19 protein-coding genes are annotated in these 19,107 nt (G+C 71.9%); 9 read left to right on the plus strand and 10 right to left on the minus strand.

Translation table 11 applies throughout. The features are described from left to right. Window positions 1-21 precede the first annotated feature (21 nt). From ychF to MUB56_RS10645, 3 genes are read left to right on the plus strand one after another with little or no spacing between them, the layout of a single operon-like run. Complete coding sequence (gene ychF / locus MUB56_RS10635) at window positions 22-1,095, plus strand: redox-regulated ATPase YchF (protein ID WP_244931870.1); 1,074 nt, start codon at window positions 22-24, stop codon at window positions 1,093-1,095. 56 nt (window positions 1,096-1,151) lie between these two features. Beyond that, the gene (locus tag MUB56_RS10640) at window positions 1,152-1,436 is read left to right on the plus strand and encodes a type II toxin-antitoxin system Phd/YefM family antitoxin (RefSeq protein WP_244931871.1); all 285 of its coding nucleotides are present in this window, start codon (window positions 1,152-1,154) and stop codon (window positions 1,434-1,436) included. After that, complete coding sequence (locus MUB56_RS10645; RefSeq protein ID WP_244931872.1) at window positions 1,433-1,696, plus strand: type II toxin-antitoxin system RelE/ParE family toxin; 264 nt, start codon at window positions 1,433-1,435, stop codon at window positions 1,694-1,696. The genes MUB56_RS10640 and MUB56_RS10645 overlap by 4 nt, the downstream gene beginning before the upstream one ends. 602 nt (window positions 1,697-2,298) lie before the next feature. Here MUB56_RS10645 and MUB56_RS10650 read toward each other — a convergent pair. The 3 genes from MUB56_RS10650 to MUB56_RS10660 form a co-directional block, all read right to left on the minus strand. Beyond that, a complete protein-coding gene (locus MUB56_RS10650; RefSeq protein ID WP_244931873.1) occupies window positions 2,299-2,931 on the minus strand; it encodes a class F sortase in 633 nt (210 codons plus the stop codon). A gap of 4 nt (window positions 2,932-2,935) precedes the next feature. Continuing rightward, complete coding sequence (locus MUB56_RS10655; protein WP_244931874.1) at window positions 2,936-6,172, minus strand: Ig-like domain-containing protein; 3,237 nt, start codon at window positions 6,170-6,172, stop codon at window positions 2,936-2,938. Window positions 6,173-6,836: 664 nt separating this feature from the next. After that, window positions 6,837-7,949 carry an alcohol dehydrogenase catalytic domain-containing protein gene (locus MUB56_RS10660; RefSeq protein WP_244931875.1) on the minus strand — a complete coding sequence of 371 codons (1,113 nt, stop codon included), beginning with the start codon at window positions 7,947-7,949 and terminating at the stop codon, window positions 6,837-6,839. A 102-nt stretch (window positions 7,950-8,051) separates the two neighbouring features. On the opposite strand from MUB56_RS10660, the gene MUB56_RS10665 reads away from it, so the two are divergent. The 4 genes from MUB56_RS10665 (at window position 8,052) to MUB56_RS10680 (ending at window position 11,632) form a co-directional block, all read left to right on the plus strand. Continuing rightward, complete coding sequence (locus MUB56_RS10665) at window positions 8,052-8,261, plus strand: hypothetical protein (protein WP_244931876.1); 210 nt, start codon at window positions 8,052-8,054, stop codon at window positions 8,259-8,261. Between the two features lie 108 nt (window positions 8,262-8,369). After that, entirely contained in the window at window positions 8,370-8,627 is a 258-nt protein-coding gene (locus MUB56_RS10670) for a hypothetical protein (protein WP_244931877.1), read from the plus strand. A gap of 36 nt (window positions 8,628-8,663) precedes the next feature. Then, window positions 8,664-9,932 carry an ATP-binding protein gene (locus tag MUB56_RS10675; protein WP_244931878.1) on the plus strand — a complete coding sequence of 423 codons (1,269 nt, stop codon included), beginning with the start codon at window positions 8,664-8,666 and terminating at the stop codon, window positions 9,930-9,932. Between the two features lie 35 nt (window positions 9,933-9,967). After that, window positions 9,968-11,632, plus strand: coding sequence for an FAD-binding dehydrogenase (locus MUB56_RS10680; protein WP_244931879.1), 1,665 nt, complete (start codon window positions 9,968-9,970; stop codon window positions 11,630-11,632). Between the two features lie 18 nt (window positions 11,633-11,650). Here MUB56_RS10680 and MUB56_RS10685 read toward each other — a convergent pair whose 3' ends face one another. Continuing rightward, entirely contained in the window at window positions 11,651-11,974 is a 324-nt protein-coding gene (locus MUB56_RS10685; RefSeq protein ID WP_244931880.1) for a multidrug efflux SMR transporter, read from the minus strand. A 56-nt stretch (window positions 11,975-12,030) separates the two neighbouring features. On the opposite strand from MUB56_RS10685, the gene MUB56_RS10690 reads away from it, so the two are divergent. Beyond that, complete coding sequence (locus MUB56_RS10690) at window positions 12,031-12,582, plus strand: TetR/AcrR family transcriptional regulator (protein WP_244931881.1); 552 nt, start codon at window positions 12,031-12,033, stop codon at window positions 12,580-12,582. 7 nt (window positions 12,583-12,589) lie between these two features. Here MUB56_RS10690 and MUB56_RS10695 read toward each other — a convergent pair whose 3' ends face one another. Next, complete coding sequence (locus MUB56_RS10695; RefSeq protein ID WP_244931882.1) at window positions 12,590-13,627, minus strand: 2-oxoglutarate and iron-dependent oxygenase domain-containing protein; 1,038 nt, start codon at window positions 13,625-13,627, stop codon at window positions 12,590-12,592. Then, window positions 13,624-14,721: an adenosine deaminase gene (gene add / locus MUB56_RS10700; protein WP_244931883.1), complete on the minus strand. Its 1,098-nt coding sequence runs from the start codon at window positions 14,719-14,721 to the stop codon at window positions 13,624-13,626. Before add ends, MUB56_RS10695 begins: the two co-directional genes overlap by 4 nt. Before the next feature lie 88 nt (window positions 14,722-14,809). Here add and MUB56_RS10705 point away from each other — a divergent pair, with 88 nt between their 5' ends. Next, window positions 14,810-15,391, plus strand: coding sequence for an XRE family transcriptional regulator (locus MUB56_RS10705; protein ID WP_244931884.1), 582 nt, complete (start codon window positions 14,810-14,812; stop codon window positions 15,389-15,391). Window positions 15,392-15,409: 18 nt separating this feature from the next. On the opposite strand, the gene MUB56_RS10710 is transcribed toward MUB56_RS10705, so the two are convergent. The 4 genes from MUB56_RS10710 to MUB56_RS10725 all read right to left on the minus strand — a co-directional run bounded on the left by MUB56_RS10710 (window position 15,410) and on the right by MUB56_RS10725 (window position 19,013). Continuing rightward, window positions 15,410-16,264: an ABC transporter permease subunit gene (locus MUB56_RS10710; RefSeq protein ID WP_244931885.1), complete on the minus strand. Its 855-nt coding sequence runs from the start codon at window positions 16,262-16,264 to the stop codon at window positions 15,410-15,412. After that, on the minus strand, window positions 16,261-17,040 hold the full coding sequence (locus tag MUB56_RS10715) for an ABC transporter permease subunit (RefSeq protein ID WP_244931886.1): 780 nt from the start codon (window positions 17,038-17,040) through the stop codon (window positions 16,261-16,263). The genes MUB56_RS10710 and MUB56_RS10715 overlap by 4 nt, the downstream gene beginning before the upstream one ends. A 3-nt stretch (window positions 17,041-17,043) precedes the next feature. Continuing rightward, window positions 17,044-17,883 carry an ABC transporter ATP-binding protein gene (locus MUB56_RS10720; RefSeq protein ID WP_244931887.1) on the minus strand — a complete coding sequence of 280 codons (840 nt, stop codon included), beginning with the start codon at window positions 17,881-17,883 and terminating at the stop codon, window positions 17,044-17,046. A 65-nt stretch (window positions 17,884-17,948) separates the two neighbouring features. Next, window positions 17,949-19,013 carry an ABC transporter substrate-binding protein gene (locus tag MUB56_RS10725; protein ID WP_244931888.1) on the minus strand — a complete coding sequence of 355 codons (1,065 nt, stop codon included), beginning with the start codon at window positions 19,011-19,013 and terminating at the stop codon, window positions 17,949-17,951. Window positions 19,014-19,107: the final 94 nt, after the last annotated feature.

Below are 19,107 nucleotides of genomic sequence, written 5' to 3' on the forward strand. Positions count from 1 at the left end.
ACGCACCTAGACTCGGCGCCCGTGGCTCTCACCATCGGCATCGTCGGACTGCCCAACGCCGGCAAGTCCACCCTCTTCAACGCCCTGACCAAGAACGACGTCCTCGCGGCGAACTACCCGTTCGCCACCATCGAGCCGAACGTCGGGGTCGTCGGGGTGCCGGACGACCGGCTGCCGCGGCTCGCCGAGGTGTTCGGCAGCGCGAAGATCCTGCCGGCGACGGTGGAGTTCGTCGACATCGCGGGCATCGTCCGCGGCGCCTCGGAGGGCGAGGGGCTGGGCAACAAGTTCCTCTCGCACATCCGGGAGTCGGCGGCGATCTGTCAGGTGACCCGGGTCTTCCGCGACGAGGACGTCACCCACGTCGACGGGGAGGTCAACCCGGGCAACGACATCTCCACGATCCAGACCGAGCTGATCCTGGCCGACCTGGAGACGGTGGAGCGCTCGATCGCCCGCCTGGAGAAGGAGTCGCGCAAGGTCAAGGACCTGGTCGCGAACCTGGAGGCCGCGAAGGAGGCGAAGGAGGCCCTCGAGGCCGGTACGCCGATCATCGCCACCTCGATCGACCGCGACCTGCTGCGCGAGCTCTCGCTGCTCACCGCGAAGCCGTTCATCTTCGTCTTCAACTGCGACGCCGACGAGCTCGGCGACGAGGAGCTGAAGGACCGGATGCGCGAGCTGGTCGCGCCGGCCGAGGCGATCTTCCTCGACGCGAAGTTCGAGTCCGAGCTGATCGAGCTCGACGACGAGGAGGCCGCGGAGTTCCTCGCCGAGGCCGGGGTCACCGAGCCCGGCCTGGAGGTGCTGGCCCGGGTCGGCTTCGCGACCCTCGGCCTGCAGACCTACCTGACCGCCGGTCCCAAGGAGACCCGCGCCTGGACGATCAAGAAGGGCGCCACCGCGCCCGAGGCCGCCGGCGTGATCCACACCGACTTCCAGAAGGGCTTCATCAAGGCCGAGATCGTCTCCTTCGACGACCTGATGGCCGCCGGCTCCATGGCGAAGGCCAAGGAGCTCGGCAAGGTGCGCATCGAGGGCAAGGAGTACGTCATGGCCGACGGCGACGTGGTGGAGTTCCGATTCAACGTCTGAATCGGCTGGACTCTGGCCGAGTCTGACCTGGTCGGAGTCGCGCTATAATTCTGTACATGACGACGCTGCCTATCGCCGACGTGCGTGCCAACCTCTCGAGGCTGGTGGACGAGGCTGAGCGCACCCATCAGCGGGTGGAGGTCACCAAGAACGGGCGACGAGCAGCGGTGCTGATGAGTGCCGATGACTATGACTCGCTCATGGAGACGCTCGACATCTTGGGAGACGCGGAGGCGATGGCCGAGATCCGTGAGGCCGACGCAGACATCGCGGCCGGTCGGGTCTCGACCTTGGAAGAGGTCGAAGCGGAGATGCGCTCGCTGGGCAGACTGCCCGAGTGACCTATCGGATCGAGCTAGCCCCGGCCGCTCGCAGGGCGTTGACTCATGTGTTGCCGGAAGCGGTGGCGACGGCATGTGCGAACTTTCTCCATGACGTCCTGGCCCAGGAGCCACACCGGGTCGGTAAGCCCCTGCGCGACGAGCTTGCCGGGCGCTACTCCGCGCGGCGTGGTGAGTTCCGCGTGATCTACGAGATCCATGACGATCGGGTCGTCGTGCGCGTCATCACCATCCGCCACCGGCGCGACGCCTACTCGTGAGGGCGACGTGGTGGAAGTTTCCGCACAACGTCTGAATCGACGAGTTTCCGCAGTTCGGGGGGTGTGGGGACTGGCAGGCCACACACAGTCCGCGAGAATCTCAGGCTGATGCCTCGGATCGGGCCTCTGCGCGTCGTCGCTCAGGGGCCCGATTCGTGTCCTTGGCTGGGCACGCTGAGGTCGACCGCGCTGGCCCGCGACGCGGGGCTCGTGATGGGCAGGGCTTGGACGGCGGAACGTCGCCGGTCCACGGCATGTATCGGTTGCCAGCGTCGCGGCGTGAGCGGAACGCGGAGTCGTCGGCAGACGAGTGGGACCCAGCCTCACGCCGACCGGTGGGTCGACGTGGGGGCGATGCTCAGCCGCTAGGCGACTCGCGTGGGCGAGCGTGCAGGCTCCCCGAGTCGTCCCGCTGCGGAGCGGCGAACCGAGGGTGCCAGGTCTCGGATCCACACTCGTGACGAGTGCGGATCCGAGAGCCGGGACGTGGTCGACCCTGCCGAGCCTCGACGGCCCAGCAGGGCCGAGCAGCGGTACGCCACGGGTGACCACGACACATCAACAGGCGGGCTACGGATGTCGCCGACCAGCGCGGACGTCGCTCACTCGTCTGCAGCAGGCACCGGCACGGCGTACCAGATGGTGCGGTGGGTCCAGTCACCCGGACCGCGACGCTTGCCCGAGCAGACCAGGATGGCCAGGCGGTGCTTGCCGATGGTGTCGTAGTAGCGCGAGAGCGTCGCGTCGGCCCGGACCCGTTGGCGCCGGGTCACCCGATAGCACACCTGCTTCCCTCCGGCTCCCGACACCTTCAGCCGGGCGCCGATGCGCAGACGGTCGAGGAGGAGATTGCCCAGTGCCGGTGCCGGGGTGTCGTAGGGATAGGTGTGCGCGGTCAGACGGACGACACCCCGGTCGTCACCGGGGCGGACGCCGGACGCCTTGTCCCAGGCGAGCTGCCACTTTCCCCGTGCGGTGAGCGGCGGGGGCAGGGGGACCCCGTGCCTGTCCTGCCCACGGGCGAGGACCTTGGTCGCGCGGCGGACACCGCCGATCGCGAGCGTGGTGGGTCTGAACCCGCGGTCGACCGAAGCGCAATGTGCCCTCGCCGGGGTCGTGTCGGCATGAGCCGACACGGCCCACGGGGCCGCGCCGAACGCCGCGAGTGCGACGCCCAGCACGACCCCGTGGACGAGGACGGCGCGGATGTTCCCGTGGAGCCGTCCGTGTGTCACCGCATCACATCCCGCGAGGCGTGGGACGGAACCCAGTGGACGGCAGCCGGGGGGGAACCACGGTGATGGTGGCCCGGCCCTTGTTGTTGGACCGGACGGACTCCCCGGCGACGCTGACCTTGGCGACGTTCACGGAGCGACCCACGGCGGCCCTGGTCGCCTTGGCGACCACGAACACGGGAGCTGCCTTCTTGCGACCCGCGAGGCCCTTCTTCAGCACGCACGTGACGGTGTCGGACGCCTTGCGGGTCTTGCACGTCCAGCCCTTGCCCTTGGCCGAGACGAGCTCGAGTCCGCGGGGCAGCGGGTCGGTCAGCCGGATCGGTCCGCGCGCGGCGTCCTTGCCCTTGTTGCGGACGGTGAGCTCGTAGCGCACCGAGTCGCCGACCTTCACCAGCGTCCCGCCGACCGCACGCTTGGCCAGCACCAGGTCGTAGTCGTCCTGCGGGGCAGCGACGGGCGGGGCGGGAGCGACGGTGATCGTCACCGTGGACTGCACGCTGTTGCCGTTGCTGTCGGTCACCTGGTAGCCCACCGGCGTGGCTTGGCCGGAGAAGCCGGGCTCGGGGTCGAACGTGACCGCACCCGTGGCCGGGTCGATGGTGTAGCGACCCTCGCCGGGCACCAGCAGGGTGCGTCCTCCGTCGGTGGCCTGCGGGGAGGTGAAGACCACGGTCGAGGGGTCCCAGGCACCCGGAGTCCCGTCGGCCAGCGGGCCGGGGGTGTCGTTGGGCAGCAGGGGCACCGTGATCGTGGTGTCGTGAGGGGTCGACCCGGTGTCGGGCTCGGCCGTCGGTCCGGAGCGCACCGTCACCGTCAGCACGGCCGTGTCCGTGGTGCCGTTCTCGTCGGTGATCTCGTACTCCACGGCGGGCGTGGTCCCGGTGTAGCCCGAGGCCGGGGTGAAGGTCACCGAACCGTCGCCCTCGACCTGCCAGGTGCCCTCCGGCGTGACCAGGGTCTTGCCGCCGTTCGTCGCGTCCGGGCTGGTGAACACCGTCGCACCCGGCACCAGCGGCGCCGAGGCAGCACCGGCATCGTCGTCGGTCACCGCCGGCAGCGTGACCGGGGTGTTGTACGCCGTGCTGGCCGTGTCGTCGTTCGCCACGGGAACGATGGGCGTCACCGTGATGGTCACCGTCGACGTCGCGTCGTGGCCGTGGGAGTCCGTGACCTGGTAGGTCACCGCGGTGGCGACGCCCGTGAACTGCGGCTCGGGGTCGAAGGTGATCTCGCCGGTGGCGGGGTCGATCGTGTAGACGCCCTCACCGGGGACGGTCAGCGTCTTGCCGCCGTCGGTCACGGTGCCCGGGTTGGGGCCGGCGGGGAAGACGACCGAGGTCTCGTCCCAGCTACCGGCCGAACCATCGGCCAGCAGACCGGGGGTGTCGTTGGGCAGCGGGTCCACCGTCACCTCGACGTCCTGCGGCGTCGAGTCGGTGTCGGGCGTGGCCGTGGGGCCGGGACGCACGGTGACGACCAGGTCGGCGGTGTCGGTGCCGCCCGCGGCGTCGGTGATCCGGTACTCGACCGGCGCGGTGGTGCCGGTGTAGCCCGGAGCCGGCGAGAAGGTGACCGTCCCGTCGGGGTTGACCTGCCAGGTGCCCTCCGTGGTCACGAGGCTCTTGCCGCTCCCGGTCGCGGCCGGGCTGGTGAACACTGTGGACGCGGGGACCAAGGGAGTCCCGGGGTCGCTCGGGTCGTCGTTGCCGGTCGCCGGGAGGTCCACGGGGGTGTCGAACGGGGTGTTGCGAGCGTCGTCCGTCGCGACGGGGGGTCCGGCGGTCACGGTCACCGTGTCGTTGTCGGTGTTGTTCGCGCCCGGGCCGCGGTCGGTGACCGTCACGACGTTGTCGATGATGGTGCCGCCGGGAGTGCCCGTCGGGATCTCCTGCGTGTAGACGATGGTCACCGTCTCACCCGAGTCGAGGCCGCGCTCGCCCGAGTCGGGAGAGCTGGCCACGCCGTCGGCGTACGGGCGCAAGCACGTGACCGTGGCAGGCATGGCGTCGCCGTCGGACACCCCGCAGCTCACCGCCCCGCGTGCCAGATCGCGGGCATTGGTGCCGCCGGTGACGTCGACGGACGTGACCGTCTTGGCGCCGGGCCCGGGCAGGGTGTCGTCGATGGTGAGCAGGTCACCGCGGGTCATCGGCTCGGGACCGTTGTTGGTGACGGTGACCGTCCAGGTCACGGTGTCGCCCGGAGCCGGCGTGGTGTCGTCGACGGTCTTGGTGACCGCGAGGTCGTAGTCGCAGGGGACGAAGTCGAGCACGACGTCGCCGTCCTGGCCGGAGCCCGCCGTCGCCCGCTCGCCCACAGCCACCGAGCTGAGGCCGGAGACCGCGAAACCGGGTAGGCCCGGGCTGTCGGCCGCGACGAAGCTGGCGCCACCGCCGCCACCGGCGCCGGTGACCCCACCGTTGGAGAGACCGCCGTTGCCGTTGCCCACCGTCGAGGCAGCGCCGCCGCCGCCGAACCAGCCGCCGCCACCGCCGCCGCCGGTGTCCGGGGTGTCGTCCGAGCCGGCATCGCCGCCGGTGCGTCCCACACCCGGGGTACCGCTCCGCGTGCCGTCGGCGCTGTTGGAGCCTGCCGCTCCGGGACCGGCCGTACCGCCGCCGGCGCCACTGCCGACGACGTTCACCGCCGGCTCGTCGACACCGTTGACCCCTCCTGCGCCGGCGGTGACGCCGGGGGTGGTGGGAAGTCCGGCGTCGCCGCCGCCGCCCTGGTTCAGCGAGTGCCCGCCGCCGGAGCCGCCGCCAGCGCCGGCCACCACGACGTCGACACCGTCGAGCTGCAGCGAGGTCCAGCCACCACCGCCCGCGCCCGGGTGGATCTGGTTCGAGCCGGTGAGCTCGCCACCGTTGCCGCCGCCGTTGCTGCCGGCCGTGCGGGCCTGCGCGCCGCCGCCGCCCACGACGCCGCCGAACGACTCACCGGGTACGACGGCGAAGCGGGTGCTGATCCGCGCCGCCGCTCCGTTGGCGTCGGGCTGGCTCACGCCGCCGCCGACCATGTTGTGGCCTCCCGCGCCGCCGGTCACCCGGACGTCGACGAAGCACGAACCGTCCGGAACGGTGCCCGAGTAGGCGCCGACGCCGGCCGTGAAGGTGACCGGGTCCGGCGCCGGAGCGGCGATGGCACTGGAGCCACCGACGAGGACGCTGAGCCCGGTGGAGACGACCGCGGTGGCCAGAGCCAGATGGGTCGCCCTCGAGGCACCTCTGGGCGGCACCGGACGACGGGGTGGTGGTGACGAAGCGAAACGCATGCGTGCTCTTCCTCTAGGGGTGGGGGACTGCCGTGCCCACGAGAGGACACGGCAGTGGGAAGACTCACGACCGGGCTGATCCCTTACGCGCCTGCCGAAGAAATCTTCGGGACGGCCTTCGTGGGGTGACGGCGCGCAGGATGCAGCAGCGGCACACCTGCGAGGGACAGGCGGCGACCGCAGGCTCACCGTGACGTTCGACGTTCGAGAGCGTGATGGGGAGCACTGATCGCCCCCTACGGCATCTCCTACAACGCGAGTGCGACCTGGAAGCCCGTCGTTCTCAGCGGCGAGGCCGCCACACCCACCAGCTGCGAGCCGTCAACGGCGTCGGCGGGCCGTCTCATCCTCATGGACGAGGGCACATCAGCCTCGCGACCATTTGCTGGCGCGGGCGTACGACACGACGCAGCCCATGCGCCGGTGCGACGTGCTCCACAGCAGCACCGATCCGCCGCGCGCACTCGCTGCGGAGACACCCGTGGACCTTGCCGGCACCGACCCCGGCGGGGTGGCCGGGCACTGGCTCACGACCAACGCCAGCTGCCCCACGATCCCCTTCACCCGACCGACCCTAGCCAGGTCGGCCGGGGTCGGCCGCCGAACTCGGCAGCGCGAGCGGCGTCCGTCAGGGGAAGAGCACCAGCTGCCGCAGCGCGGCGCCGTCGGACAGTACGTCGAGCGCGGTGTTGATCTCGGCGAGGGCGATGGTCGAGGAGACCAGCTCCTCGACCGGCAGCCGGCCCGCGCGCCACAGTGCGGCGAAGCGCGGGATGTCGCGGCTCGGGACCGCGCTGCCGAGGTAGCTGCCGACGATCGTGCGGCCCTCGGCGACCAGGCCGAGCGGGGAGACGCTCGCGCGCGCATCGGGATGGGGCAGGCCGACCGTCACCGTCCTACCGCCCGGGGCGGTGAGCGCGACGGCGGTCTCGAAGGCCCGCGCGCTGCCCGCCGCCTCCACCACCACGTCGCCCAGCAGGTCCGCCCGTCCCGGGCCGGAGGCCTCGTCGGGGTGGGTGGTGCGGACGGCGCCGAGCCGGGAGGCGATGGCGAGCTTCTCCGCGACGGTGTCCACCGCGACCACCTCGACCTCCAGGGCGAGTGCCGTCAGCAGCGCCGCCATCCCGACCCCGCCGAGGCCGACGACCGTGACCCGCTGACCGGCGGCCGGAGGCGCGGCGTTGAGCAGCGCGCCGCCGCCGGTGAGCACCGCGCAGCCCAGCAGCGCCGCGACGTCCGGCGGCACGTCGGGATCGACCGGCACCACCGAGCGCCGGTCCACGACCGCGTGGGTGGCGAACGCCGAGACGCCCAGGTGGTGCAGGACCGGCCCGGCCTCCCCGCGCAGCCGGGTGCCGCCGCCGAGCAGGGCTCCCTCGCCGTTGGCGAGGGAGCCGGGGACGCAGGGGCGTACGCCGTCGGTGCGACACCCCGCGCAGTCGCCGCACCGGGGGAGGAAGGTCATCACCACCCGCTGGCCGACCGCGACGTCGGACCCGCCGGGTCCGACCGCCTCGACCAGCCCGGCGGCCTCGTGGCCGAGCAGCATCGGGACCGGCCGGACCCGGTCGCCGTTGACCACCGAGAGGTCGGAGTGGCACAGCCCCGCGACCTCGATGCGGACGAGCAGCTCCCCGGGCCCGGGCTCGGCGAGCTCGATCTCGCGCAGCTTCAGCGGGCGCGACGCGGCGTACGGCCGCGGGAGCCCGATCTCGTCCAGGACGGCGCCGGTGATCCTCACTCGAGGATCCTGGCCGGACCCGGCCGGTTCGACAACCATGGGCGCTTGGTCACATCGCTGGAAGAACGGGAACGAACCGTCCGGCGGGCGCGCTCTACCAGCATGAACACCACCACTCCCAGGACCCTCGTGCAGGACCTCGACGTCCTGCACGGCTCCTACGTCAGCGCGATCAACCAGGCCATCGACTCGGGCCACGACGAGTACGTCGCCGAGCTGGCGGCGTCGTACGACCGCGAGGCCACGCTGATGGTCGCGCAGCGCGAGGGCAAGACCCACCTGCTGCCGCTGCGGCGTCGGCGCGCCGCCTGAGCTCGATTGGTCGCCCGGAACTGCCGCCGGGACGGTAACGTGACGCCCACCACTCCGGTGGACGTGGCCCGACCGGGCTGCCGAGGGCAGGAGCGGAAGGTGGGGCAGATGGGTGCTTCGTCCGACGAAGAGTCGCGAACCGGCACGCCGGAGTCGCTCGCGCACCTGAACCGCCGCCTCCATGAGGCCCGGCAGCGGGTGGCCGACCGACGCACCGGCCGCGGACACCGCGACGAGCTGGCCCGGGCGCACCGCGAGCTGCTCGCCGCCCTGGAGGACTTCACCGGCGCACTCGTCGAGCGAGGTCTCCCGGTGCCACCCGCGCTGCACACCGAGCTGCAGCTGCATCGCGATCTCTGGCGCTGAGCCGCGCCCCCGCGTGCGGCTGACACACTGACCGGCATGGTCGGCATTCTCGGGCGCCGGTTCGGCGTCGTCGCGGCGGTGAGTGCCTCCGCCACGGCGCACCTCACGGCGGCGTACCTCTGGTCGCGCCAGCTGCGGGCCGCACGCCAGTCCCGGGAGCTCTCCCGAGCCGAGCGGACCCTCGCCGAGACCAGTGAGCGCTACCGGTCCTTGTTCGAGTACCACCCCAGCGCCGTGTTCTCCCTCGACCTCGAGGGCCGCTTCACCGCAGCCAACCCGGCCGCGGAGCAGGTCAGCGGCTACACCGAGGACCAGCTGCGGGAGATGAGCTTCACCGACATCCTCGAGGTCGAGCATCTCGGTCCGGTGGCCGAGGCCTTCGAACGGATCCTGGGCCGCGAGGCCCAGCAGCTCGAGACCGTGATCCGCACCCGCGGCGGCGCCGACGTCGAGCTCCGCGTGACCGGCCTCCCGATCGTGGTCGACGACCAGCTGCTCGGGGTCTACGGGATCGCCGAGATCGTCACCGAGCGCAACCGGATGCAGCGCGAGCTGCACGCGACCCGGCTGCGCGCCGAGGAGGCCAGCGAGGCGAAGTCGATGTTCCTCGCCAACGTCAGCCACGAGATCCGGACCCCGCTCACCGCGGTCATCGCCGCGGCCGAGCTGCTGGTCGACAGCGACCTGGACGTCGAGCAGGTCGCGCTGGCCGACACCATGCACCGCTCCGGCCAGCGGCTGCTGCGGCTGGTCAACGAGATCCTGGACTTCTCCGCGATCGAGGCCGGCAAGGCGACGCTTTACGACGTCGCCCTCGACCTGCGGGCCGTCGTCCTCGACATCGTCGCCCTGACCCGGCCCGCGGCCGAGGAGCGGGGCCTGCTGCTCGAGGCCGACATCGACCCCGCGCTGACCCGTCCGCTCTCCGGCGACCCCGAGCGGATCGCGCAGGTGCTCACGAACCTGCTCAGCAACGCCGTGAAGTTCACCCACGAGGGGACCATCCACCTGAGGGTCGAGGTCGCCGAGCGGACGCCGACGGTGACCAAGGTGATGTTCCGGATCGAGGACACCGGCATCGGCTTGACCGAGGAACAGCAGGGCCGGCTCTTCGAGGCGTTCACCCAGGGCGACCAGACCGTCAGCCGGCGGTACGGCGGCACCGGGCTCGGCCTGGCGATCTGCAAGCAGCTGGTGACCCTGATGGGCGGCTCGATCTGGGTCAGCGCGACGCCCGGTGCCGGAAGCACCTTCGCGTTCGTCCTGCCCCTACGGCACGTCGACGAGGACCCGGCGCCGGACTGACCCCCGCGGGTTGCGGAGCGTGCGAGGATCGCGCCGTGGATGCTGTGGTGCAGTGCGATGTCGTGGTCGTCGGTGCAGGACTGGCCGGTCTGGTGGCGGCGGCCGAGGCGGCGGACGCGGGGCGGTCGGTGGTGCTGGTCGACCAGGAGGGCGAGCAGTCGCTGGGCGGTCAGGCCTTCTGGTCACTGGGCGGTCTCTTCCTGGTGGACTCCCCGGAGCAGCGCCGGATGCGGGTCAAGGACTCCCACGAGCTGGCCTGGCAGGACTGGCTGGGCAGCGCCCAGTTCGACCGCGAGGAGGACCGCTGGCCGCGTGCGTGGGCCGAGGCGTACGTCGACTTCGCCGCCGGTGAGAAGCGCGCGTGGCTGCACCAGATGGGACACCGGTTCTTCCCGGTCGTCGGCTGGGCCGAGCGTGGCGACGGCCGCGCGGAGGGCCACGGGAACTCCGTGCCGCGCTTCCACATCACGTGGGGCACCGGTCCGGGCGTCTTGGCGCCGTTCGAGCGGCGGGTGCGCGAGCACGTCGCCACCGGGCGGATCACCTTCGCGTTCCGCCGGCGCGTCGACGAGGTGATCGTCGAGAACGGCACCTGCGTCGGGGTCCGGGGGCGGGTGCTGGAGCCGGACGCGGTCGAGCGTGGTCGGGCGAGCTCGCGGGTCGAGGTCGCCGACTTCGAGGTCCGCGGCGGCGCGGTGATCGTCACGAGCGGTGGGATCGGCGGCAACCACGACCTGGTCCGCAAGGCCTGGCCGTCCCGGCTCGGCACGCCGCCGAAGACGATGGTGGCGGGCGTTCCCGCCCACGTCGACGGGCGGATGCTCGGCATCACCCAGGACGCCGGGGCCAACGTGATCAACCCCGACCGGATGTGGCACTACGTCGAGGGGATCCGGAACTGGGACCCGATCTGGGCGAACCACGGCATCCGGATCCTGCCCGGACCCTCGTCGCTCTGGCTCGACGCGACGGGGAAGCGGCTGCCCGCGCCGTACTTCCCGGGCTTCGACACCCTCGGCACGTTGCGGCACCTGCGGACCACGGGCCACGACTACTCGTGGTTCGTGCTGACCCAGAAGATCATCGAGAAGGAGTTCGCCCTCTCGGGCTCCGAGCAGAACCCCGACCTGACCGGCAAGGACCTCAAGCTGCTGCTGTCCCGGGTGAAGAAGGGCGCACCGGGCCCGGTGGAGGCGTTCAAGCAGCACGGCGAGGACTTCGTCGTCGCCGACACGCTCACGGAGCTGGTGCGGGGGATGAACGCGGTCGCGGACCCCGGGGCGCCGGAGCTGTCCGAGCCCGCCCTGCGCGCGCTGGTCGAGGCGCGGGACCGGGAGATCGACAACGCCTACACCAAGGACGCCCAGGTCACCGCGATGCGCGGGGCGCGCAACTACCTCGGCGACAAGCTGATCCGGGTCGCGACGCCGCACAAGATCCTGGACCCGAAGGCCGGGCCGCTGATCGCCGTACGGCTCAACATCCTCTCCCGCAAGACCCTCGGCGGCCTGGAGACCGACCTGGACGGGCGGTGCCTGCGCGCCGACGGCACACCGTTCCCCGGTCTGTACGCCGCCGGCGAGGTCAACGGGTTCGGCGGCGGCGGGATGATGGGCTACAACGCGCTCGAGGGCACGTTCCTCGGCGGCTGCCTGTTCTCCGGTCGTACGGCGGGCCGCGCGGCGGCGCGGGCGGTCTGAGCCGGTCGATCCGTTGGGTCAGTGCGCGCCGGTGACGTTCAGGCCGATGACACCGGCGACGATCAGCGCGATCGAGGCGGCCTTGAGCCAGCCGAGCGGCTCGCCGAGGAAGGCCCAGCCGACCATCGCCACCAGGGCGGTGCCGGCTCCGGCCCAGATCGCGTAGGCCACCGAGACCGGCATGTGCTTGACCACGACGGTCAGCAGCCAGATGGCGGCGCCGTACCCGACCAGCACCACGGCGGTCCAGCCCGGGTGGGTGAAGCCCTGGGCGCGGGGGAGCAGGGCGCTGGCGGCGACCTCCAGGATGATCGCGAGGGCGAGCAGGACGGCGGCGAGCACGGCTTCTTCCTTCTTGTAGCAGTCGCTACAAATGTAGCACTCGCTACGCTCTGGCCATGGAGCGTCGCGAGGAGCTGCTCGACCGGGTCACCGACCACGTGCTCGAGCACGGCCTGATCGGGCTCACCCTGCGGCCGGTGGCCGCGGCGGTGGGCACCAGCGACCGGATGCTGATCTACCACTTCGGGAGCCGGGACGCGCTTGTCTCCGCGGTGGTCGACCGGAGCACCGAGCGGGCCATCGCCGAGGTCGACGCGCTGCCCGCCGCCCGCGACGTACGACGGGGCGTGGTCGCGCTCTGGGCGGCGTACCAGCTGGCGCCGCTGCGGGCCTGCCTCGACGTCTACTGCCAGGCCGCGGCGACCGGGCTGATCGGCCGCGAGCCGTACCTGTCCAGCGCGCGTGCCGTCAACGAGCGCTGGGCGCTCGCCCTGCAGGAGCACCTGGTGCGCTGCGGGGCCCCGCGCCGCCGGGTCGCGCGGATCGTGACGTTGGTCGACTCCGCGCTCTACGGCTTCCACCTCGACCTCACCACCGACCGGCCCGAGGTGCTCGCCCGCGGGGTCGAGGACCTCGCGGCGGCGGCCCAGGGGCTCGCCACGGCGTGAGCGGTGCTCAGGCGCCGCCGGCCGCCAGCACCCGCTGCTGCTCGGAGCCGGCCCCGGTGTTGGCGACACCCGCCCGCGAGCCGGCGAGCTTGGCGGCGATGTGCTCGCCCACCGTGATCGGCGGGTACGACGAGCCGGCGCCGACGCAGGTGGCCATCGTCTCGATGACGGCGTCGACGTCGCCGTCGTGGAAGAACGCCGCGCTCCGGCGGCGCTGGATGGCGCCGTCGACGACCGGGGGCTTGACCCGGTGCAGGGTGGACATCCACCGGTCGTTGGTCCAGCGCGCCATCAGGTCGCCGAGGTTGATGAGCAGGGCGCCGTCGGCGGGCATCACGTCGTGCCAGGCGCCGTCGCGGCCGAGGACCTGCAGGCCGGCGACCTGGTCGGCCCAGAGCACGGTGACGATGCCGTAGTCGGTGTGCTCGCCCATGCCGGTGAGGTCGCCGTCGAGGGTGACCTCACCCGGGGGAAGGGCGTAGTTGTTCATCCGGAGCACGTCGAGGCTGTGGTCGGTGAAGGCCTCGAAGAAGCCGGCGGGCAGGTCGAGGGCCTCGGCGAACATGGTCGTCATCGCCCGGGCGACCCGCGCCGCGTGGTGGTAGTACGCCGCGACCGCGGCCGGGAAGCCCGGCGCCTCGCTCGGCCAGACGTTCTCCGCGTAGTCGGGCAGCGGCAGGTCCAGCTCCGGGTAGTCCGAGCGGGCCGCCCCGATGTTGAACGCCTCGAAGAAGTCGTGCATGCGGTTGGAGGGCGCCAGGCCCAGGCTGAGGCTGAGCGACTCGGTCTTCGGCGGGGCGTAGCCGCGGTTGACCTCCGGGGGCGTGCGGTAGCCCTTCTTGACCTCCAGCGGCAGGCCGAAGAACTCGTCGAGCGCGGCGGCGAAGGCGTCGGTGACGTCGGTGGGGATGCCGTGCCCGAGGATCTGCACGAACCCCACGGTGCGGGCGGCGTCGTCGAAGGCGGCCGCGGCGGCGGCGCGCTCCTCGTCGGTGCCGCCGCTGACGTACGGCGTCAGGTCGACGGTGGGGACGGTGAAGCTCATCGGACGGCCTCCTCGGGCTCGGTCGGGGCATCGGTGGGGTCGGGGATCGCGGCCACGAGCGCGTCGACCCGGGCGAGCAGGGCGGCCTTGTCGGTGTCGTCGAGCCAGCTGGCCTCGACGCCGTTGCGGGTGATGGCGGCCAGCTGGTCCCGGCCGTAGCCGAGAGCGTGGGCGAGCACCCGGTAGTCGTGGGTGGGGTCGGTGCCGAACATCGGCGGGTCGTCGGAGTCGATGGTCACGACGAGCCCGGCGTCGACCATCTCCCGGATCCGGTGGTGGGTCCCGTCGCCGCTGCCGGAGTAGCGGCCGATGTCGGAGCTGACGGGCGTGCAGTTGAACGGCACCCGCTCCTCGACGCAGCGGGCGGTGATCGCGGGGTCGTCGACGACGTGGTAGCCGTGGTCGACCCGGTCGCAGCCGAGGTCGTCGAGCAGCACCTCGATGTGACGCGGCGGGCCGGACTCGGAGTGCGCCGTACGACGCAGCCCGGCGCGGCCGGCGAGCCGGAACGCCTCGACGAAGCGCCCCGGCGGGCCGTTGACCTCGGCGTAGTCGAGGCCGATCCCGAGCACCTCGTCGACCCGGTGGGCGACGACCTGCTCGACGAGCTCGACGGCGTCGGCGCCGCTGCGCTCGCGGTTGATCCCGACCACGACCCGTGCCTCGACGCCGGTGTCGGCGCGGGCGTCGGCGATGCCGGCGAGCACGCCCTCGAGGATCCGCGGGTACGGCACATCGGGGTGGCCGGGAGGGCTGAGCTGGATCTCGCGGTAGAGGACGCCGTGCGCCGCGCCGCCGGCGGTCAGGGACTCGTACGTGACCCGGTGGAAGTCGTCGACGTCGCGGATCACGGAGCCGACCACGTCGAGGACGCGGAGGAACTCGCCGAGGTCCTCGTAGCTGTGGTGGTCGTAGAGCTCCTCGGCTGAGCGCCCGAGGGGGACACCGTGCTTCGCGGCGAGCTCGGCGACGGTGCCGGCGGCGACGCTGCCGATCAGGTGGCAGTGCAGGCTGACCTTGGGCAGCGCGGCGACCAGGGCGTCCACCGCGGGGTCGGTCGGCACCGGGGTGGAGTACGACGCGAACGCGCTCATGGGAGGCTCGCCTCCGACCGGGATCTACGATAAGTCACAACGATCAATCTACCGATCTTGAATGCTGTGTGCGTTACAGGAGCGTGAAATGGCGGACGAACCTTCGATGGAGCCCGAGGTGGCCCAGCTCATCGGCGCCCGGGTGCGCGAGCTGCGCGAGGCCCGCGAGCTCTCGATGCGGGCCCTGGCCCAGGCGGCCGGCGTCAGCCAGCCCTTCCTCAGCCAGGTCGAGCGCGGCGCCAGCGCCCCCTCGATGGTGACCACCTACCGGCTCGCGGACGCGCTCGGCGTGGCGCCGGGCGACCTGCTCCCGGCGCCGCGCGCGGAGGCGGCGACGCTCGTGCGGGCCGGCGAGGGGGCGCGGATGCCGGTCGCCGACCGGCCCGACTCCGCCACCGGCCGCGCGCTGCTGTTCTCCGACGCCTCCGCCCTGCAGGTCGTCGAGTACGTCGTAGAGCCCGCGGAGTGGCTCTCCGAGTGGTTCGTCTCCACCGGCCGCTCCGGCGTGTACGTCGTGTCGGGTCGCCTCGAGGTCGAGATCGACGGAGGTGCGACGTACACGCTGGGCGAGCGCGACTTCCTGACCTTCGGTGACGGCGTCCGGGAGCGTTGGCGGGTGCTCGGCGCCGAGCCGGCGTACGTGCTGCTCAGCGTGGCGATGCCGCACTAGACGCCGCCCGGTTCCAGCTCAGCGACCGCCGGTCGCGCTCACCTGGGCGAACCGACTCAGCACCACGGACTCGACCAGCTGCGCCACCAGGTAGAGCAGCAGCGACACGAGCGTGATGACGACGACCAGGGCCCAGACCTTGTTGTTCTGGGACCGGTTGGCGGCCGAGACCACGGCGTACCCGATGCCGCGGCCGGTGGCCAGCCACTCGGCCAGCAGCGCACCCGTCATCGCCCCGGGGACGGCGATGCGCACCGAGGCGAACAGGGCGGGCAGGGCGGAGGGGAAGGCGACCTTGCGCAGCACCGTCGACGGCGAGCCGCCGTAGACCAGCACCAGGTCGCGCATCTGGGGCGTCACCGAGCGCAGGCCGACGGTGATGTTCACCAGGGCCGGGAAGAGCACGACGATGGCGCTCATGATCGCGACGATCGCGTAGCCGCGGCCGACCACCAGGATCAGGATCGGCGCCAGGGCGATCAGCGGGACGGTCTGGAGGACCAGCGCCACCGGCATCACGGTGCTCTCCATGACCTTGGACCGCACGACCAGTGCGGCCAGCGCGATCGCGGCCAGCATGCCGCTGACGAAGCCGACCGCCGCGTCGCCGAGGGTCTCCAGCAGCAGGGTGCCGATCTCGCCGCGCAGCTCGGCGGAGTCGTCCTCGCCGAAGAGCGTGGTCCACACGTCGGAGGGACCCTTGCCGACGTACTCGGAGACGTCGAAGAGCCGCAGGCCGGCGATCCACAGCAGGACGACGACGCCCAGGACCAGGAGCATGGTCGCGACCTGGCGTACGACGGTGCGCAGCAGTGCGCGGCCCGGGCCGGCCGGGGCCTCCGGCCCGGCGGCGGGGGAGAGCAGGGTGCTCATGCGACGGCTCCCTTCGACCAGGGCGTGACGACCCGGGCGATGAGCCCGAAGACGAGGTAGAAGAAGCCGGCGACCAGGGCGCAGCCGATGCCGATGGCCCAGGCCTGGGCGACGTCGATGTTCTGCTGGGCGATCTTCAGCGTCACCGCGACGCCCTGCTGGGTGCCGCCGACGTACTCGCCGAGGATCGCGCCGAGGAACGCCGCCGGTGCGGCGATCTGCAGCGCCGCCAGCAGCTGCGGGGCCGCGGCGATCAGCTGGACCTTCTGCAGCTGGCGCAGCCGCCCGCCGCCGAAGACCTGCACGACGTCGAGGCTGGAGCGGTCGGCCGAGCGCAGCCCCAGGACGGTGCCGACGACGGTGGTGAAGAAGACCGACAGGGCGGCCAGCGCGGTGGCGGTGCCGGAGCGCTGCCCCTCGTCGGGGTTGCCGATGACGATGAACAGCACCGGGGCGATCGCCACGAGAGGGACGCAGTAGCTGATGACGGCGATCTGCATGACCACCGGCTCGACGACCGGCAGCAGCAGCACGACCGAGGACAGCACGACCGCGGCGACCGTGCCGTAGGCGAACCCGACGGCGGCCTCCTGCAGGGTCATGCCGAAGTGGTGCGAGTAGAAGTCCCAGCCGGACTCGCCGACCCGCGACACCACCTCGGGCGGGGTGGGGATGCGCAGGTCGAAGACGGTCGCGACCAGCCACCACAGCAGGACGAGCGAGACGAGCCCGAGGGCGCTGGTGAGCAGGGATCGACGGCGCTCGGGGGTGAGCACGGGTCAGTCCTCCGCGACGGCGGGTGCGGCGTCGGACGTCCCGCCGAACAGCAGCTCGGAGGCGCGGTCGTGCAGCGCGTGGAACTCCGGCGTCCGCATCATCGCCGGCGTCCGGGGCCGCGGCAGGTCGACCTCGATGACCTCCTTGATCCGTCCCGGGCGCGGGCTCATCACCGCGACCCGGTCGGAGAGGAAGATCGCCTCGGAGATGCCGTGGGTGACCATCAGCGTCGTCGCCGGCTTCTCGGTCCAGATGCGCAGCAGCTCGACGTTCAGCCGCTGGCGGGTCATGTCGTCCAGCGCGCCGAAGGGCTCGTCGAGCAGGAGCACCGACGGCTTGACGACGAGCGAGCGGGCGATCGAGACCCGCTGCCGCATGCCGCCGGACAGCTGGGCGGGCTTCGCCTTCTCGAACCCCTCCAGGCCGACGAGCTGGATCAGCTCGCGGACCAGGGCGTCGTCGGGCTTGACGCCGGAGACCTCGAACGGCAGCCGGATGTTGGAGATGACCGAGCGCCACGGCAGCAGGGCGGAGTCCTGGAACGCGATGCCCAGGTCGTGGTCGCGACGCAGCTCGTGCGGGGTCTTGCCGTCCACGAGCGCGGAGCCCGAGGTCGGCGTCTCCAGGCCGGCGAGGATGCGCAGGATCGTCGACTTGCCGCAGCCCGACGGGCCCAGGAGCGACAGGAAGCTGCCCTGGTCGGTGAAGAGCGTGGCGTCGTCGAGCGCGGCGACGGTACGACGCCCGACGCTGAAGTTCTTGGTGAGGTTCTGGATGCGCACCCCCGTGCCGGTCGAGCCCGTGGTCTCGACGGCACCGGTGGCGGTCAGCTGTTCAGGCACGGCTGTCCTCTCAGGCGAGGGGGCCCGGGCGGCGCTCGCCGCCCGGGCCCGGGGTCCGACAGGGATCAGGGGAGCTCGGTCAGCTCGGGCCGCTCGTCCAGCAGCTCGGTGAGCAGCGAGAGGTCGAAGAGGTCCTCGGCGCTGACGTCGATGCCCGCCGCCTCCAGGGTGGCCATGTTCTGCTCGATCAGCTCGTCGGTGATCGTGAACAGGCCGTTGGCCTCCACGTCCGGGGTGACGATCAGGCCGTCCTGCACGTTGGCCTGCTCGACCTCCTTGGTGATGTCGAGGTCGAGCTCGGCGCCGTACTCCTCGACGGCGAGCCGCGCACCCTCCTCGGGGTCGGCGACGGCGTCCTGCCAGCCGCGGATCTCGGCGGCCAGGAAGGCCTTCACCTTCTCCGGCTCCTCGGCGATCATCTGGTCGGTGGTGATGACGCTCTCGGCGACGAACGGCAGGCCGTTGTCGGCGAAGGGCAGGTTGGTGACGTCGATGCCCTCGCTCTGCACGGTGATCGACTCGTTGGTGAGGTAGGCGAGGAAGCCGTCGACCTCGCCGTCGATGAGCGGGGCCGGGTCGTACTCGACCGGGACCTTCGTCACGTCGCCCGGGTCGATGCCGTTGACCTCGAGCAGCGCGTCGAAGAGGGTCTCGTTGCCGCCGGCCTGGACGCCGATCTTCTTGCCGACCAGGTCCTCGGGCGTGGCGATGTCGCCGCCGTCCTTCAGCGACAGGATGGTGAACGGGTTCTTCTGGAACTTGGTGCCGATGACCTTCAGCGGCGCGTCCTCCTCGGCGATCACCTGCGCGGTGGAGACCGCGTTGGAGAGACCGAAGTCGGCGTCGCCGGTGGCGACGAGGGTCTCGATGGCGCCGGGCCCGGGGTCCATCGTGACCTTGGCGAAGCCCTCCTCCTCGTAGTAGCCCTTGGTGTCGGCCATGAACTCGCCGGAGAACTCGGCGTTCTTGACCCAGGACAGCTGGAGGGTCAGGTCGCCGTGGCTGTCGGAGGCGTCGTCGCTCCCCGAGCTGCTCTCGTCGTCGGAGCCGCAGCCCGCGAGGACGAGGACGGCCGCGGCCAGGGTGGCCGAGGCGCGGAGGCCGCGCGAGCGGTGAGTGGGCAGTGACATGTGGGGTCTCCTCTTGGTGCGGGGTGTGCCGGCCCCGGAGCACGGCGCTACTTCGTCGGGGACGCCCCGGACGCTAGGAGGCACGGATTTCGCG

The organism is Nocardioides sp. W7, assembly GCF_022919075.1.
GTDB lineage: Bacteria > Actinomycetota > Actinomycetes > Propionibacteriales > Nocardioidaceae > Nocardioides.

Bases quoted from the DNA above. Each gene is read 5' to 3' on its own strand.
- MUB56_RS10640 (WP_244931871.1), top strand. From the start codon at position 1,152: ATGACGACGCTGCCTATCGCCGACGTGCGTGCCAACCTCTCGAGGCTG.
- MUB56_RS10665 (WP_244931876.1), top strand. From the start codon at position 8,052: ATGAACACCACCACTCCCAGGACCCTCGTGCAGGACCTCGACGTCCTG.
- MUB56_RS10670 (WP_244931877.1), top strand. From the start codon at position 8,370: ATGGGTGCTTCGTCCGACGAAGAGTCGCGAACCGGCACGCCGGAGTCG.
- MUB56_RS10675 (WP_244931878.1), top strand. From the start codon at position 8,664: ATGGTCGGCATTCTCGGGCGCCGGTTCGGCGTCGTCGCGGCGGTGAGT.
- MUB56_RS10690 (WP_244931881.1), top strand. From the start codon at position 12,031: ATGGAGCGTCGCGAGGAGCTGCTCGACCGGGTCACCGACCACGTGCTC.
- MUB56_RS10695 (WP_244931882.1), bottom strand. From the start codon at position 13,627: ATGAGCTTCACCGTCCCCACCGTCGACCTGACGCCGTACGTCAGCGGC.
- add (WP_244931883.1), bottom strand. From the start codon at position 14,721: ATGAGCGCGTTCGCGTCGTACTCCACCCCGGTGCCGACCGACCCCGCG.
- MUB56_RS10705 (WP_244931884.1), top strand. From the start codon at position 14,810: ATGGCGGACGAACCTTCGATGGAGCCCGAGGTGGCCCAGCTCATCGGC.
- MUB56_RS10710 (WP_244931885.1), bottom strand. From the start codon at position 16,264: ATGAGCACCCTGCTCTCCCCCGCCGCCGGGCCGGAGGCCCCGGCCGGC.
- MUB56_RS10725 (WP_244931888.1), bottom strand. From the start codon at position 19,013: ATGTCACTGCCCACTCACCGCTCGCGCGGCCTCCGCGCCTCGGCCACC.